This is a genomic window from Castellaniella sp., assembly GCF_049651205.1.
In the GTDB taxonomy this organism is placed as follows: domain Bacteria; phylum Pseudomonadota; class Gammaproteobacteria; order Burkholderiales; family Burkholderiaceae_B; genus Castellaniella.
The window spans coordinates 143118-157618 of record NZ_JBASBR010000018.1 but is presented as its reverse complement, the minus strand read 5'-3'; the positions used below and the strand labels follow the sequence as shown (position 1 = coordinate 157618).

The following is a 14501-nucleotide window of genomic DNA, read 5'->3' as shown; positions in this document are numbered from 1 at the left end:
TCATGGAAGCCTGATCAAACCATCCGGTGTAATCCGGTAACGCTGAACCGGGGTCTCGGGCCCGTCATTCAGGGTTTTTTTTTCAGCAGGCGCCTGTTGGGGCTGCGGTGCCGTGACAGGCGTGCTGGAGGCGCTGTCTTTGGTGTCCTTAGCCTTGGCCTTCTGCTGCTTCGCCAGCAGAGGATCCAGCTTGAGTACCGGGCGGCCTTGCAAGGCGTTGAGCGCCTGCTGCAATTGCCAGTCGTCGGCACCGCCAAACTCGAACATCTTGATCTCACCCTCGACAAAGCTGTCTTCATCTTCGGCCTTGGCCGCCTGGCCAGCCGCCTGATTGGCCAGATGGTGCTGGAGGTCGACCTCCCGCTCCATGCGGAACAGATTGCCCGCAGCGCTATCGTCCACGATGTGGTCGGGGGTTACCCCAGTGTTCTGGATGGAGCGGCCACTGGGCGTGTAATACCGTGCTGTGGTGAGCTTGATACCGGTGTCCTTGCCCAATTGCAGCACCGACTGCACCGAACCCTTGCCAAAGGTGCGATTACCCACCACCTGGGCCCGCTTGTAATCCTGCAAGGCGCCAGCCACGATCTCCGAGGCAGAGGCCGAACCCACATTAACCAGCACCACCATGGGCACGGTGCGTGCCCAGCTGGGCAATGACACCCCGGCGTCCATACCATGGCTGCCATTGAGCGGGCGGGCGTAGAACTCTTCGTTGGACGAGGGAATGCGGCCCTTGGTGGACACCACCAGCTTGCCGGGCTCTATGAAGGCCGAGGTAACGCCAATAGCGCCATCCAGCAGCCCCCCCGGGTCGTTGCGGAGATCAAGCACCAGGCCTTTGGGGGCCTGCTTTTTGCCAAAGCTTGCCAGCATTTTTACGAGATCGGATGTGGTGCGATCCTGGAACTGGCTGATACGCACGTAGGCAATATTGTGTGCCAGCATCTTGCCGCGCACACTGCGCGTCTTGATCATTTCGCGCACGATATGAAACTTGAGCGGCTTGTTGCTGCCCGCACGCTGAACCGTCAGGACGATCGGGGTGCCGGGCTCGCCCCGCATTTTTTTGACTGCATCATTAAGCGACATGCCCTTGGTGGGCTCGCCATCGATTTCGGTGATGAGGTCGCCCGTGAGGATTCCGGCCCGGGCAGCTGGTGTGTCTTCGATAGGCGCGATCACCTTGGGCATGCCGTCCTGGGTACCGATCTCGATGCCCAGCCCGCCAAAGCCACCACGGGTGATATCCTGCATCTGTTTGTAGGCTTCTTCGTCCAGATACACAGAGTGGGGGTCGAGATCAGAAAAAAGCCCCTTGATGGCGTCATCCATCAACACCTGATCGGCAACCGGCTCTACGTAGCTGGACTTGATGGCACCATAGACGTTGGCAAACTGCTGCAAGCTTTTTAGTGGCAGGGGCTCGCCCTTTTGGGCGGTTGCCGTGATGCCCAGGGTAAGCAATACGCCGCCCAGCATCCCCACCATGATCCAGCCCAACGATCGATTTTTTCGAGTGCCCATGCACGCCTCTAGGATAAGTGTCTTGTGGTGCCTGAATTCAGGCTTGATGCGCTGCAAAAAGAACGCGCACCAAACCTAACATAGTACAGAAATTAAGGCTGCAACCATAGTTGGGGGTTGATGGGAGCCCCCTGATGGCGCAGTTCGAAGTACAACCCCGGATCTACCTGTCCCCCGGTGGCCCCCACCCTGGCCACAACATCGCCTTGCGCCACGATATCGCCCACCTGCTTGAGCACTGCCTGGTTGTAACCGTAGATACTGAGATACTGTTGACCGTGGTCGATAATCAGCAAATTGCCAAAACCACTCAGCCAGTGGGCATACACCACCCGTCCCGGCGCAACGGCCCGCACCGGGGTGCCCGCAGCCGCCCTCAGTACGACACCACGCCACAGGCCGCCCTCAGGCCGCTGGGCCCCAAAGCGTCCCAGCACATCACCCTGCACGGGCCGCGGCAAACGTTTGTGCAAACCGGCAAACCCTTGCTCGGGCATCGTGCGCGGGGCCGGGGAGGCATTCTCTCGGGGCTCTGCCTTCTGTGCCTGGCCCCCTGGCGCCGAGGCCACTTGCTCTTCCGCGGTCAGGCCCTGCGCAGGGGTTTCTGAAGAACGGACGTGACGTTCGGCCTGCTCGCGTATCTCTTGCGCATGGCGTGCTGTCTGCTCACGTTCGGCTTTCAGCTGCTGCGCCCGGCGGGCCTGCTCGGCTTTCTCACGGGCACGTTGTTTGGCAGCCGCCTTGATGGCTGCCTGTCTGCGCGCCTCGGCCTTGGCAATCTCGACATCCAGTGATTTGATCAGTGAGCCCAGACGCGCATCCCGGGCCTGCAGGTGCTCGGCCTGCTGCTGTTGTGTCTCGAGCTGCGCCTGCACCTTGGCAAGCACCATCTGCCGCTCATGTTGTTGCTCTTGCAGCGCCTGCTTTTGGGTTTTGGTATCGTCCAACAAGGTGTTGAGCTCTGCCTGACGGGCGTCGGTGTCACGCTGCAGCGCCGCCAGCTTATCGACCGTTTCTTGCACGGATTGAAGAGTATCGGTGCGTGCGCGCGATACGTAGGCCAGATAGGCCAGCGCACGGCCGATCTCCTGGGGATCCTCACCCGACAGCAAGGCCGTCCAGGGAGACAGGCCGCTGGCATACTGCGCGCGCAACTGTTTGGCCAATGCATCCCGCTGGCGATCAAACTCAGCCATCTGCTGCTGACGGGCGTTGGAGAGCCCTTGCAGGGTTTTGTCCAGCGCCTCGTGACGCTGAGCCAGATCAACCAGGCGACGGATAATGTCGGAGATGGCCTGTTCGGAAGCCTTGAGGTCCCGGGAGGCGTCCTCGCGGGCGGACTTCGAGGAATCAATGTGCTTTTGCACGGTCTCGATCTGCTCGCGCAACGCCTTGCGATCTTCTTGCGCCTGGGCCTGTCGGGTTTGCAGCGACGCCTGAACACTAGCGGGCAAGGCCACCAGACACACCATCAAACCCAGACCCAGAACACGCATATCAGCCCTGCTGCGCCTTACCCTGATTAGCCACAGCCTGCATGGCGGCACGAATTTTTTCTTCATCGCCCAAATAGGCATGACGAATCGGACGAAGCTCGGCATCGAGCTCGTAGACCAGCGGTTGCCCGGTGGGGATGTTAAGACCAATGATTTCTTCGTCTGACAGGCCATCCAGGTGCTTGATCAGGGCACGCAGGCTGTTGCCATGTGCAGATATCAGCACACGCCGGCCCGCACGGATGGCTGGCGCAATGGAATCATCCCAAAACGGCACCACGCGGTCGACGGTGTCACGCAAGCACTCGGTGGCGGGCAACTGATCGGCCGGCACCCGGTGATAGCGCGCATCGAAACGTGGATGACGCGGATCATCCCGAGACAGGGGCTCGGGGGCGATATCGTAGGCGCGACGCCATTGCAGCACCTGCGCTTCGCCATACTGCGCAGCGGTTTCGGCCTTGTTCAGCCCCTGAAGTGCGCCGTAATGGCGTTCGTTGAGCCGCCAGCTCAGCCCAATCGGGGTGTGCATGGCATCCATGGCATCCAGCGCAATCCACAAGGTGCGGATGGCACGCTTGAGCACGGACGAAAAGGCCAGGTCAAACTCGAAACCCTCAGCGCGAAGCAATGCCCCCGCCTGTTGCGCCTGGGCGCGGCCCGTGTCGGTGAGGTCGACATCCGTCCAGCCTGTAAAACGGTTTTCGAGATTCCATTGGCTCTCGCCATGACGCATAAGGACTAGTTTGTACATGAGCTGCCAGTCTGAAAAGTTGAAAATAGCTGATCATTTTATAATCCCCCAGCATACAATTCCCTCTCACCGCTGTAACAGGAATCGCCGTGGACTTTTTACTTGGCCAGAACAACCTCTGGATCGCGCTGATTGCGCTAGCATCGGGCGCCTTGCTGCTGTGGCCCTCCCTGTCCAAGGGACGCTCAAACGCACGAATCGCCCTCACCGACGCCATCCAGCAGATCAATCGCGAACAAGGCCTGTTCGTCGACATTCGCCCTGCCGAGCAGTTCAAGGCCGGTCACATCCCGCAAGCACGCAACATCACCCTCGATACACTCGAGAGCCACGTGGGCACGCTTCCCCAGGACAAACCGATTGTCGTGGTAGACGCCCACGGCCGCGAAGGCGCCCGTGCCGTCACGCAATTGCGCAAACACGGCTTTCAACGGGTATCCTGTCTTGATGGCGGCCTGAACGCCTGGACCGAAGGCGGCATGCCGCTCAAAAAATCCTGATAGAGTCTTTCGATGTCACACATTACGATGTACTGCACCACCGTGTGTCCATATTGCACACGCGCCGAGATGCTGCTCAAACAACGCGGCGTCCAGGAAATTCATAAAATCTATGTCGATCGCGACCCCACCCAGCGTTCCATCATGATGGAACGCACCGGACGGCGCACAGTACCGCAAATCTACATCGACGAACGCCACATTGGCGGCTACGACGATCTGTCCGCCCTCGATCGCGCAGACGGCCTATTGCCCCTGCTGCAGGCTTGATCCCTCTCCACCGACCCTTGCACGGAACTCCACATGTCTGAAGAAAACCAAACCGACGGCCAATCCCCAAGCTTCGGCTTGCAACGCACCTACGTCAAAGACCTCTCTCTCGAGATGCCCAATGCACCGGCAATTTTCCTCGAGCCCGAAGGCCCCACCGTCGAAGTTTCCATCCAGGTGGGTGGAGAACAACTGGCCGAATCCGTCTTCGAGGCTGTGGTCACTGCAACTGTCACCACCCGCATTGGCGACAAAGTCCTTTACCTGGTCGAACTCAGCCAGGCCGGCATCTTTGAGGCCGCCAATATCCCGGCCGACCAGCTCGATCCCCTGCTGGGCATTGTTTGCCCGACGATGCTGTACCCCTACCTGCGCGCCAACGTGGCCGACGCCATCACACGCACCTCGCTGCCACCGCTGCACCTGAGCGAAATGAACTTCCAGGCGCTCTACGAGCAACGCATGGCCCAGCAAAACGGCGAACAAGAAAAAGGCGAAGACTCCGGCCTGATCCTCCCTCCAGGCGCGCGCAACTAAACTGGATCATCCGGCCAGGTCCCTCAGGGCCTGCCGATCAGCGCTACTTATCTGCACATCATCATGTCCACTATCCGTCTGGCTGTTCTGGGTGCCGGCAACTGGGGCACCGCCTTGGCCGCCCTGGCCAGCCGTCAGGCCGATACTGTGCTGTGGGCTCGAGACCCGGTCACCGCGCAGGGGATACAACAAGCCCACCGCAATCCCCGCTATCTTTCAGACATCGATCTGCCGGGCTCGCTGCGCGCCACGCCGCACTGGGATGATGCGCTGTCTCATGTTCTGGATGTCCCCAAAGGCACCCAGTGCTTGATTGTGCTGGGCGTGCCGATGTCCGGGATGCCGGAAACCTGCCGGCACCTGGCACGCCATTTTCCGGCACGCGCCCCGGGCACCCTGCATATTCTCTGGACATGCAAGGGGATCAGCCCCGACACCCTGCAATGGCCGCATCAGATCCTGTGCGACTCACTGGCGCATCTGCCCTGGTTGCATGCCGGCGTACTCTCAGGCCCCTCGTTTGCCCGCGAAGTGGCGCAGGGGCTTCCCGTGGCACTCACCGTTGCCAGCACCCATGCCGACACCGGCGAGGTTGCCCAGGCGGCGTTTCACGGCAATCAGGCACGCATCTACACCACCCGTGACATCATCGGGGTTGAGGCGGGTGGCGCACTAAAAAACGTCATGGCCATCGCCTGCGGGATCAGCGACGGCCTGCGGCTGGGCACCAATGCCCGGGCGGCCCTCATCACTCGCGGCCTGGCAGAAATCCAGCGTCTGGGGGTTGCACTGGGCGGGCGTGCAGCAACCTTTACCGGCCTGACTGGTCTGGGCGATCTGGTGCTCACTGCAACGGGCGATCTTTCACGCAACCGGCAAGTGGGCGTTGCCCTGGGTCAAGGGCATTCCTTGCAAAGCATCCTGGCCAACGGGATGACCGCAGAAGGCGTGCGCTGCGCACAGGCCGCCCTGGCATTGGGGAGACGCCACAATGTGGATTTGCCCATTACGGAGGCTGTGTGCCAGGTACTGTTTGCCAACCTGCCCCCCCACCAGGCCGTGGCCAGGCTATTGGCCCGCGATGCACGCCCCGAATAAACGCGCTTTACACGCCACCTTCATATCCAGCCTGACGCCAGGCTTCAAAAACGGTAACCGCCACAGCATTGGATAAATTGATGCTGCGCTGTTGCGGACGCATGGGCAGCCGGATCCGCTGCCGCGTAGGAAACAGCGCCATCTGCTCATCAGACAAACCGGCCGTCTCGCGGCCAAACACAAATACATCGCCCGGCTGCAGCGGTTGCCGGCTGATCAACACCGAACCACGGGTGGTGAGTGCAAAGCGGCGAGTGGGGTCGCCACCAATGCGTTCAAAGGCCTGTGCCAGCGTATCGTGCACCTGCATTTGCGCCCACTCGTGATAATCCAGGCCCGCCCGGCGCATCTTCGCATCATCCAGCGGAAACCCCAGGGGGCGAACCAGATGCAAAAAAGTGCCGGTGTTGGCGGTCAGGCGAATGATATTACCGGTATTGGGCGGGATCTCCGGTTCGACCAGCACGACGTGAAACATAGGGTCTCAGAAAAAGCGTCATTGTAGATCCAGCGTAGGCCTCGGATCGAGGGGCCTGCAAAGCGTGCGCGCCAGCACCCAGCCGTCCACCCGCACAGCGCCCGCCGTCTTCAGGGCGTCTGCCACGGCCTGCAAGGTAGCGCCGGTGGTCATTACATCGTCCACCACGACAACGTAGGCGCCCGACAAAAAAGGCGGCCTGCCCGCCCGCAAGCGGCCAGGCCGCCACAGCACAGACGCCGCCTTCAGCTGCACCGAAGGGCCTCCGCCGGCAGCAAACACCCCCGCTTGGGCGCGCAGGCGCTGATCGCGGGTCATTGAGGCCTGACGTGGGCGGGCCTGCACACGACGCAAGCCATCGAGGTGGCAACAGAGGCCAAACTCGCGCGCCAGGCGGCGTGCAATTTCTGCGGGCGGACTGAACCCACGAGCACGCATGGCACCGTCGTGAGCAGGTACCGGCACGATCCAGTCTGGCATGCGGGCATTTGCCCCCGCCTGCCGGATAGCCTGCGCCAGCATATCCGCCAGAAGCCAGGTAAGCGACAGGCGGGCACACACCTTGTAGTCGTGGATCAGCTGACGCCCGATGCCTGCGTAATCGAAAGCCGTGACCACGCGTGTGTAGGCGGGCGGCGTTTCAGGACAATCGGGACAACAGCCCGCCAGAAGCGGATGGGTACACACCGGGCAGCGAGGCACGTGGCGGTGCGCAAACAGGCAAGCCGCACACGCCTGACATATCCTCTGCCCGGCCTGCCGTACCCCACAGGCCGGGCATTCTGCCGGAATCCACTGCCGCCAGTCGCGCCAGCTGGCCAGATGCCGCATAATGTCACCTTCGATTTTTGCCATTGCCGCCATCTCACCACAGAAGGCAGCGCCGCACTGCCGGCCTTGACCCTTTATGCCACAGCTTCCCCGCCTTCCCATCGACCCCACGGCCGTATCACGCCAGTTTGCCCGGCGCGCACCACTGGATGCCGCGCAATTCCTGTTTGGCGAGATCGCCCAACGCATGCTGCGCCGGCTCAGCTATATCCGCATCGCCCCTCACGACATCCTGGATGCCGGCTGCGGGGCCGCTCACGCCCTGGATCCCTTAAGGGCCCGTTACCCCGACCTGCATTACATCGGCCAGGATCACTGCACCACCTTGCTGGACACCGCCCGTGCCCGTTATCTCAGCAAGCCGGGGTTCTGGCACCGGCTGCGCAACAAGCCCACACCACAACCCGAGTTCATCCAATCCGATCTGGCTGAAACCGGCCTGGCCGACCAAAGCCTGGATCTGGTGTGGTCCAATCTGGCTCTGCATTGGCATGCCGAACCCCACCTGGTGCTGCAAGAATGGCGCCGGATATTGCGCAACGACGCACTGGCCATGTATTCCAGCCTGGGGCCGGGATCCCTGCGCGAGCTGCGCGAAGCCGTCGCCGAGGCGGGGCTGGACACCCAACCCATGGAATTCGTGGACATGCACGATTTTGGCGATCTGATGCTGCAAGTGGGATTTGCCGACCCTGTCATGGATCAGGAAGTCATCACCCTCACCTACAAAACGGCAGAAAAGCTGCTGGACGACGTCCGTGTGCTGGGCGGCAACCCTCACGCACAGCGTCGTGCCGGTCTGGTTGGCCGTGCCTGGCGTGCACGCCTCATCAAGGCACTCGAGCGGCGCCGCCACGACGACGGCACCATTCACCTGAGCCTTGAAGTTGCCTACGGGCACGCCTGGCGTGTTCAAGCCCGGCGCGGGGTAGTGGGCGAAATTCCCGTCACGGTCTTCAAACGCGCCAAACCCCTTGAAGACGGCAAACCACCACCACGTGTGGTGCCCCGCAAGCCGGACGAACCCACATGAACCCCCGCAGCATCGGGCTTGCGCAGCAGTTGCTGGCTGCCGCCCAGGCCATCTGCGGTGTACTCGAAGGCCGCTCGCTCTCCGACACCCTTGAGCGCACACCCGCCGATCTTCGCCCGGCAGCGCAAGCGCTCTCGTTTCACGCCATGCGTCAGTTGGGCTTTGCTCAGGCGGCGCAAGCTTTGCTGGTACCCCGGCGCCCAGCCAATCGTCTCACTGAAGCCATGCTGCTGCTGGGGCTTTGCCTGCTGGAGGCTCGCCTGCGCGAGGACGATGGCCAAAGCCAGGCGCCCAGCACACCCCTGTATGCAGGGCATACTTTGGTCAATCAACTGGTGCAGGCAGCGGCGGCCGATCACCATACCCGCCCGGCCAAAAATATGATCAATGCGGTATTGCGCCGCTATGGTCGCGAGCGCAATACCCTGCTGACACAGATTCAATCGCAAGGGCTGGCACGCTGGAACCACCCCGACTGGTGGATTCAGGCCATGCAGCAGGCCTGGCCCGAGCACTGGCAGGCAATCCTGCAATCGGGCGAGTGTCCGCCCCCCATGACCTTGCGCGTCAACATCCGCCAGATTTCCCGAGTAGAATTCCTGGCCCGCCTTACCCAGGCAGAGGTTGCCGCCTACCCGGTGGGCATATCCGGTGTCCAGCTGGCACAGCCACGTCCGGTTCGCGAGATTCCTGGTTTTACTGAGGGCTGGTGGTCAGTTCAGGATATCTCTGCACAGCAGGCGGGCGAACTGCTACCCCTGCAAGATGGCATGCGGGTTCTGGACGCCTGTGCCGCCCCTGGTGGCAAAACGGCCCACCTGCTGGAGCGCGCCCGTCTGGATCTGACCGCACTGGACAGCGATGCCACACGCCTGGCGCGTGTAAACGAGAACCTGCAGCGATTGCAGCTTCTGGGCGAAACCATCCGTCTGCAATGTGCAGACGCGGCCGATCCCGCCGCCTGGTGGGATGGCCGGCCCTACGATGCCATTTTGGCCGATGTGCCCTGCACCGCATCGGGGGTGGTGCGCCGCCATCCAGACATCCGCTGGCTGCGACGCGCAACTGACCTTAAACAAACCGCTGCCCTGCAAGCGCGCATTATCGATGCCTTATGGCCATTGCTCAAACCCGGCGGCCATTTGCTATATGCCACCTGCTCGGTGTTTCCGCAAGAAGGTGAGCAACAGATCCAGGCATTCATGACACGCCACCCCGAGGCCTTGCGGCTACCTGCTCCCGGACACTTGCTGCCCGGGGCCGCAGGCGCTGGAGACGGCTTCTTTTATGCCCTGATCCGCAAACCCGTCTGAGCCGGACGCGATGCACCAGAAGCAGGCCAACTTGCGCTTGCGCCCCGCGTCATCAACAATACGCCATCGTCTGCCTCATTCCGTCCGGCCCTTTTGCATGCTTCGTTCCCTGATCGCCCTGACGTTCTGCCTGCTGACCCTCCTGCCCGTGGCATACGGCCGCGAAGCGCATGTGGCGCACGTACAGCCCACGGCACCGCAGGGGCAACTGATGCTGGACGTGGATATCGACTTCACCCTGGGCAATGAGCTTCACGACGCCGCCCAAAAGGGTGTTCCGCTGTATTTCACAGTGGATCTCAATATTCTGCAGCCGCGCTGGTGGTGGTTTGATAAATCCGTGATCAGCACACAGCAAACCTGGCGCATCCAATACAACGCACTCACCCGCCAATGGCATGTCACCGTGGGCCAACGCTCTTTGCCCGCCACATCGCTGGATGAAGCACTCGACCTCGTACGGCACATCCGCCATTGGCCCGTGGGCACACCGCACAGCCTGCAGCCAGGCACGCAATACATCGGCCAGATCCGGCTGCGTCTGGATACCTCCCGCCTGGCCCGTCCATTTCAGGTAGATGCGCTTAACAGCAATGCCTGGTCCCTGAACACACCATGGAAAAACTTCGCATTTTCTCTTACCGAAGATATGCTCCGCGGCTGACGCGCTGGGCGCTGCGCATTACCCTGCTGGTGGCCGCTGTTAGTGCGGTTGCTCTGCTGGGCCTGCTGGTCTGGTCTACAGGCAATGCGTCGCGATATGCCCAGCAATACGATGTCCTTCTGCTGCTGAACGGCGTACTGGCAGTGGCCCTGATCTCATGGGTGGCCATGTTGTCGGTACGCCTGATCCGCCAGGTCAGGCGTCGCCAGTTTGGCGCACGGATGACGGCCCGGTTTACCCTGTATTTCACCCTGATCGGGATCCTGCCCGGCCTCATCATCTACGTGCTCTCCGTGCAGTTCATGTCGCGATCCATTGAATCCTGGTTCAATGTCCGCGTCGACAGCGCACTGGAGGCCGGCCTCAATCTGGGCCGGGCCGCACTGGATGCACAACTGGCTGAACTCAGTGGCCGTGCCCACAGCATGGGCACTCGGCTTGCCAATGCCAGCGATCCCGAAATCGCTCTGCTGATCACCTCGCTGCGCGAATCCAACGGTATCGACGAAGCCATGGTCTTTACCGGCAACGGCCGGCTGGTGGCATTTTCTTCCACCGCCTTTGGCCAGCTTCTGCCCGATCTTCCGCCCAGCAGCGTGATGAACCAACTGCGGGTTTCTCAAGGATATTCGGCAGCCGAATCCGACGTTGAACCTGGCTCTGGCCCCACCAGCACAGGATTGCACCTCCGGGTGGTGATCCCCCTGGGAACCAACACGGATCGCCTGGGCACTGCCATGGGCCTGGGCAGTGACTCACGCTGGTTGCAAGTCATCCAGGCAGTGCCCGAACGCATCGCACATAATGCCAACCAGGTACAACAAGGGTTTCAGGATTATCAAGAACTTGCCCTGTCGCGCCTTGGCCTGCGCAAGCTGTATGGCATCACGCTCACGCTAGCCCTGATCCTGGCTGTTTTTGCGGCCGTCGTCGTGGCATTGGCGGTTTCACGACGCCTGGTCAGGCCACTGCTGACGCTGGCGTCAGGCACACAAGCTGTGGGGGTGGGCGATTACCGGCCCTTGCCCGAGCCCCCGGCCCGCGACGAAGTCGGGCAACTCACCCGATCCTTCAATGCCATGACGCGCCAGCTGGACGAGGCACGAGGGATGGTCGATCGCCATCGGCGTCAACTTGAACAAAGCAATCTGTATCTTGAATCGGTACTCAGCAATCTGTCTTCGGGCGTGCTGGTGTTTGATCACAGCTTTCGCCTAACGCTGTTCAACCAGGGGGCGCAGTCCATCCTGCATATCGATCTGCGCACCTGTCAGGGCCGTCCACTGGAAACCGTAGATGGTGCACTGGCGCTCGCGCAACTTATCCGGCAGGCGTTTGCAGCCCACGAGGCAGTCGAATCCACGCGTCCCTACTGGCAGCAGCAATTTGAAATCGAGCTTCAGGAAGCGCCAGACAACGAACGCAAGAAACACATCATCACCTTGCTGGCACGCGGCACACGGCTGGTAATGGATGGACACGAAGACGGTTATTTGGTGGTGTTTGACGACATCAGCGAGGTGATCTCGGCCAGCCGCACGGTGGCGTGGGGCGAGGTTGCACGGCGCTTGGCCCACGAGATCAAAAACCCGCTCACCCCGATTCAGCTGTCAGCCGAACGCCTGGCCATGAAACTGAGCAACCGCCTGAATCCCGAGGACTCGGCGATGCTGCAGCGATCCACCCAGACAATCGTCAATCAGGTGTCCTCCCTCAAACGCATGGTGGATGATTTCCGAGAATACGCCCGCACCCCACCAGCCCAGATGCAGGACATCGACCTCAATGCATTGCTGATCGACGTGCTCACGCTGTACGGCTGGGATCCCGATCACCCCGACCACGCCCGCTCAGGCCTGCGCATCGACGCGCATCTGGCCGAGACACTTCCGGTGATCATGGGCGATCCGGCCCAGCTGCGGCAGGTGATCCACAACCTGCTGGCCAATGCCCGGGACGCCGCCCAAAGCCACGTGGGCAAAGAACAGGCAGAAGTGCGCGTCCAAACCCGTGCCATCTACCCGGAAGACACCAGCCGCCCGCCACAGGTGCGCCTGACAGTATCCGATAACGGCCCTGGGTTTGCCCCCGAAGTACTGCACCGGGTGTTCGAACCCTATGTCACCACCAAGGCAACCGGTACAGGTCTGGGGCTGGCGATCGTCAAGAAAATTGTCGAGGAGCACGGCGCCCAGGTGGATATTTCCAACCGCGCCGAGAGCGGCGCCCGTATCTCGATACTGTTCTCACGGCTGGCCACCGGCACCGCACGGCTGGACGTCAGGGATCAGGCACAGGATAATAGTCACAATACACAGGCGAGGTAATATGGCCAGAATTCTGGTGGTCGACGACGAAATTGGTATCCGCGAGCTGCTGTCCGAAATCCTCTACGATGAAGGACACACAGTAGAGCTCGCCGAAAACGCCGCCCAAGCGCGTGATTTCCGCCTGCGTCAGCGTCCCGATCTGGTTCTGCTGGATATCTGGATGCCGGACATCGATGGCGTCAGCCTGCTGAAAGAGTGGTCCAGTCAGGGGCTGCTCAATATGCCGGTCATCATGATGAGCGGCCATGCCACTGTCGATACCGCAGTCGAAGCCACGCGTATCGGGGCGGTGGATTTTCTCGAAAAGCCCATCACCCTGCAAAAGCTGCTTAAAACCGTGGCGGCAGGCCTGGCCCGGCCAGTCATCCCCGAATCCATGCGCACCCGTACCGAGCGCCCGGTGATTCCGGATCCCGTGTTTACGCAAACACCGGTGATCAATGGCGGTGCGGCTACTGTCGCTGCGGCTCAGGCAGCCCCCGTAATGGCAGCGGCTCCCGACGGCTCACACGTGGGCCCCATCACCCTCGACCAACCCCTGCGTGAAGCACGCGACGAGTTTGAGCGCATTTATTTCGAATATCACCTGCTGCACGAAAATCACAGCATGACACGTGTCTCCGAGCGCACCGGCCTCGAGCGCACTCACCTGTACCGCAAGTTGAAACAACTGGGAATCGACACATCCCGAAAAAAATCCGGCAGCTAAGGCCTGCCTACCCTTTAATCGGGCCGATACGACTGCACAAACACACTGACGGGCTGGCGGCGCCCACCAGGCTTTTGCAGCTCGGTGATGCGCAAAACGCCGTCGCCAGTGGCCATATCGATACCCTCGGGGGCCACCGACAGCAAAGTGCCAGGCGCCTCGTTTTGGGTAAGCGTCACAGCGTGTGCCGCCCACACCTTGACAGGCTGATCAATCCCCGGCAATGTCAGTGTGGTGCCTGGAAAAGGATCGAAGGCCCGAATACGCTGTGCCAGCGTATGGGCCGGTAAAGAAAAATCCAGTACAGATTCTGATTTTTGCAGTTTCTCAGCATACGTGATGCCGTCTGCTGGTTGTGGCACCGGAGCAGGCGCACGCCCTGCAGCCACCTGATCCAGCACCTGTACGATTGCCTGGGCACCCATGCGCGCCAGAGCATCATGCAAGCTGGCACCGGTATCATCCGGCCCGATCGCACGGGTGGTCTGCAGCAGCATTGCCCCGGTATCCAGGCCAGCATCCATCTGCATGATCGTGATGCCGGTGGCAGCATCGCCGGATTCTATTGCCCGCTGAATCGGCGCTGCGCCACGCCACCGGGGCAGCAGGCTGGCATGAATGTTGAGGCAACCATGGCGCGGAAGATCCAGCACCCACTGAGGCAGGATCAAGCCATACGCAGCCACGATCATGACATCTGGCAGCCACTCGGTCAGTGCCGCCCGAGCCTCTCTGGCCTCGTCCGGATACTTGCCATCCAGACGCAAGCTGCGAGGCTGCAGCACCGGAATCCCGGCCTCCTGGGCAGCCAGTTTGACGGGGCTGGCCTGAAGCTTCATCCCCCGGCCAGAGGGACGATCAGGTTGAGTAAGCACCCCCACCATCGAATGCCCGGCCTGGATAATGGCCAAAAGTGCCTGTTGTGCGAAATGCGGGGTACCTGCAAACACCAACCGCATGG

At 61.4% G+C, this 14501-nt stretch carries 15 protein-coding genes; 9 read left to right on the top strand and 6 right to left on the bottom strand.

Going from position 1 to position 14501, the window contains the following annotated elements; all coding sequences use genetic code 11:
* From WA928_RS12180 to gpmA, 3 genes are all read right to left on the bottom strand, one after another.
* Positions 1 to 1527, bottom strand: a complete 1527-nt coding sequence (locus WA928_RS12180) for a S41 family peptidase (RefSeq protein WP_424303956.1) — start codon at positions 1525 to 1527, stop codon at positions 1 to 3.
* 92 nt (positions 1528 to 1619) lie between these two features.
* The gene (locus WA928_RS12175) at positions 1620 to 3023 is read right to left on the bottom strand and encodes a murein hydrolase activator EnvC family protein (protein ID WP_424303953.1); all 1404 of its coding nucleotides are present in this window, start codon (positions 3021 to 3023) and stop codon (positions 1620 to 1622) included.
* Position 3024: 1 nt separating this feature from the next.
* The gene (gpmA, locus tag WA928_RS12170) at positions 3025 to 3777 is read right to left on the bottom strand and encodes a 2,3-diphosphoglycerate-dependent phosphoglycerate mutase (RefSeq protein ID WP_424303950.1); all 753 of its coding nucleotides are present in this window, start codon (positions 3775 to 3777) and stop codon (positions 3025 to 3027) included.
* Between the two features lie 89 nt (positions 3778 to 3866).
* Between gpmA and WA928_RS12165 the strand changes: the two genes are divergently transcribed.
* The 4 genes from WA928_RS12165 (at position 3867) to WA928_RS12150 (ending at position 6182) form a co-directional block, all read left to right on the top strand.
* Positions 3867 to 4277 carry a rhodanese-like domain-containing protein gene (locus WA928_RS12165; RefSeq protein WP_424303947.1) on the top strand — a complete coding sequence of 137 codons (411 nt, stop codon included), beginning with the start codon at positions 3867 to 3869 and terminating at the stop codon, positions 4275 to 4277.
* A 12-nt stretch (positions 4278 to 4289) separates the two neighbouring features.
* On the top strand, positions 4290 to 4547 hold the full coding sequence (gene grxC, locus WA928_RS12160) for a glutaredoxin 3 (protein ID WP_424303944.1): 258 nt from the start codon (positions 4290 to 4292) through the stop codon (positions 4545 to 4547).
* Positions 4548 to 4580: 33 nt separating this feature from the next.
* Positions 4581 to 5084 carry a protein-export chaperone SecB gene (secB, locus tag WA928_RS12155; RefSeq protein WP_424303941.1) on the top strand — a complete coding sequence of 168 codons (504 nt, stop codon included), beginning with the start codon at positions 4581 to 4583 and terminating at the stop codon, positions 5082 to 5084.
* A gap of 63 nt (positions 5085 to 5147) precedes the next feature.
* Complete coding sequence (locus WA928_RS12150) at positions 5148 to 6182, top strand: NAD(P)H-dependent glycerol-3-phosphate dehydrogenase (protein WP_424303938.1); 1035 nt, start codon at positions 5148 to 5150, stop codon at positions 6180 to 6182.
* Between the two features lie 7 nt (positions 6183 to 6189).
* Here WA928_RS12150 and WA928_RS12145 read toward each other — a convergent pair whose 3' ends face one another.
* Positions 6190 to 6660, bottom strand: coding sequence for a tRNA (cytidine(34)-2'-O)-methyltransferase (locus WA928_RS12145; RefSeq protein ID WP_424303935.1), 471 nt, complete (start codon positions 6658 to 6660; stop codon positions 6190 to 6192).
* Between the two features lie 18 nt (positions 6661 to 6678).
* On the bottom strand, positions 6679 to 7515 hold the full coding sequence (locus WA928_RS12140; protein ID WP_424303932.1) for a ComF family protein: 837 nt from the start codon (positions 7513 to 7515) through the stop codon (positions 6679 to 6681).
* Positions 7516 to 7567: 52 nt separating this feature from the next.
* Between WA928_RS12140 and WA928_RS12135 the strand changes: the two genes are divergently transcribed.
* The 5 genes from WA928_RS12135 (at position 7568) to WA928_RS12115 (ending at position 13540) form a co-directional block, all read left to right on the top strand.
* Positions 7568 to 8524: a methyltransferase domain-containing protein gene (locus WA928_RS12135; protein ID WP_424303929.1), complete on the top strand. Its 957-nt coding sequence runs from the start codon at positions 7568 to 7570 to the stop codon at positions 8522 to 8524.
* Positions 8521 to 9837: a 16S rRNA (cytosine(967)-C(5))-methyltransferase RsmB gene (gene rsmB / locus WA928_RS12130; protein WP_424303926.1), complete on the top strand. Its 1317-nt coding sequence runs from the start codon at positions 8521 to 8523 to the stop codon at positions 9835 to 9837. The genes WA928_RS12135 and rsmB overlap by 4 nt, the downstream gene beginning before the upstream one ends.
* A 97-nt stretch (positions 9838 to 9934) precedes the next feature.
* Positions 9935 to 10501, top strand: a complete 567-nt coding sequence (locus WA928_RS12125) for a DUF4390 domain-containing protein (RefSeq protein WP_424303923.1) — start codon at positions 9935 to 9937, stop codon at positions 10499 to 10501.
* Positions 10453 to 12828: an ATP-binding protein gene (locus WA928_RS12120; protein WP_424303920.1), complete on the top strand. Its 2376-nt coding sequence runs from the start codon at positions 10453 to 10455 to the stop codon at positions 12826 to 12828. Before WA928_RS12125 ends, WA928_RS12120 begins: the two co-directional genes overlap by 49 nt.
* A 1-nt stretch (position 12829) precedes the next feature.
* Positions 12830 to 13540, top strand: a complete 711-nt coding sequence (locus WA928_RS12115) for a response regulator (protein WP_424303917.1) — start codon at positions 12830 to 12832, stop codon at positions 13538 to 13540.
* A 14-nt stretch (positions 13541 to 13554) separates the two neighbouring features.
* Here the strand turns inward: WA928_RS12115 and fmt are convergent, their stop codons facing one another.
* Positions 13555 to 14499 (bottom strand): methionyl-tRNA formyltransferase, encoded by a 945-nt coding sequence (gene fmt / locus WA928_RS12110; protein WP_424303914.1) that lies wholly within the window; start codon positions 14497 to 14499, stop codon positions 13555 to 13557.
* Positions 14500 to 14501 lie beyond the last annotated feature (2 nt).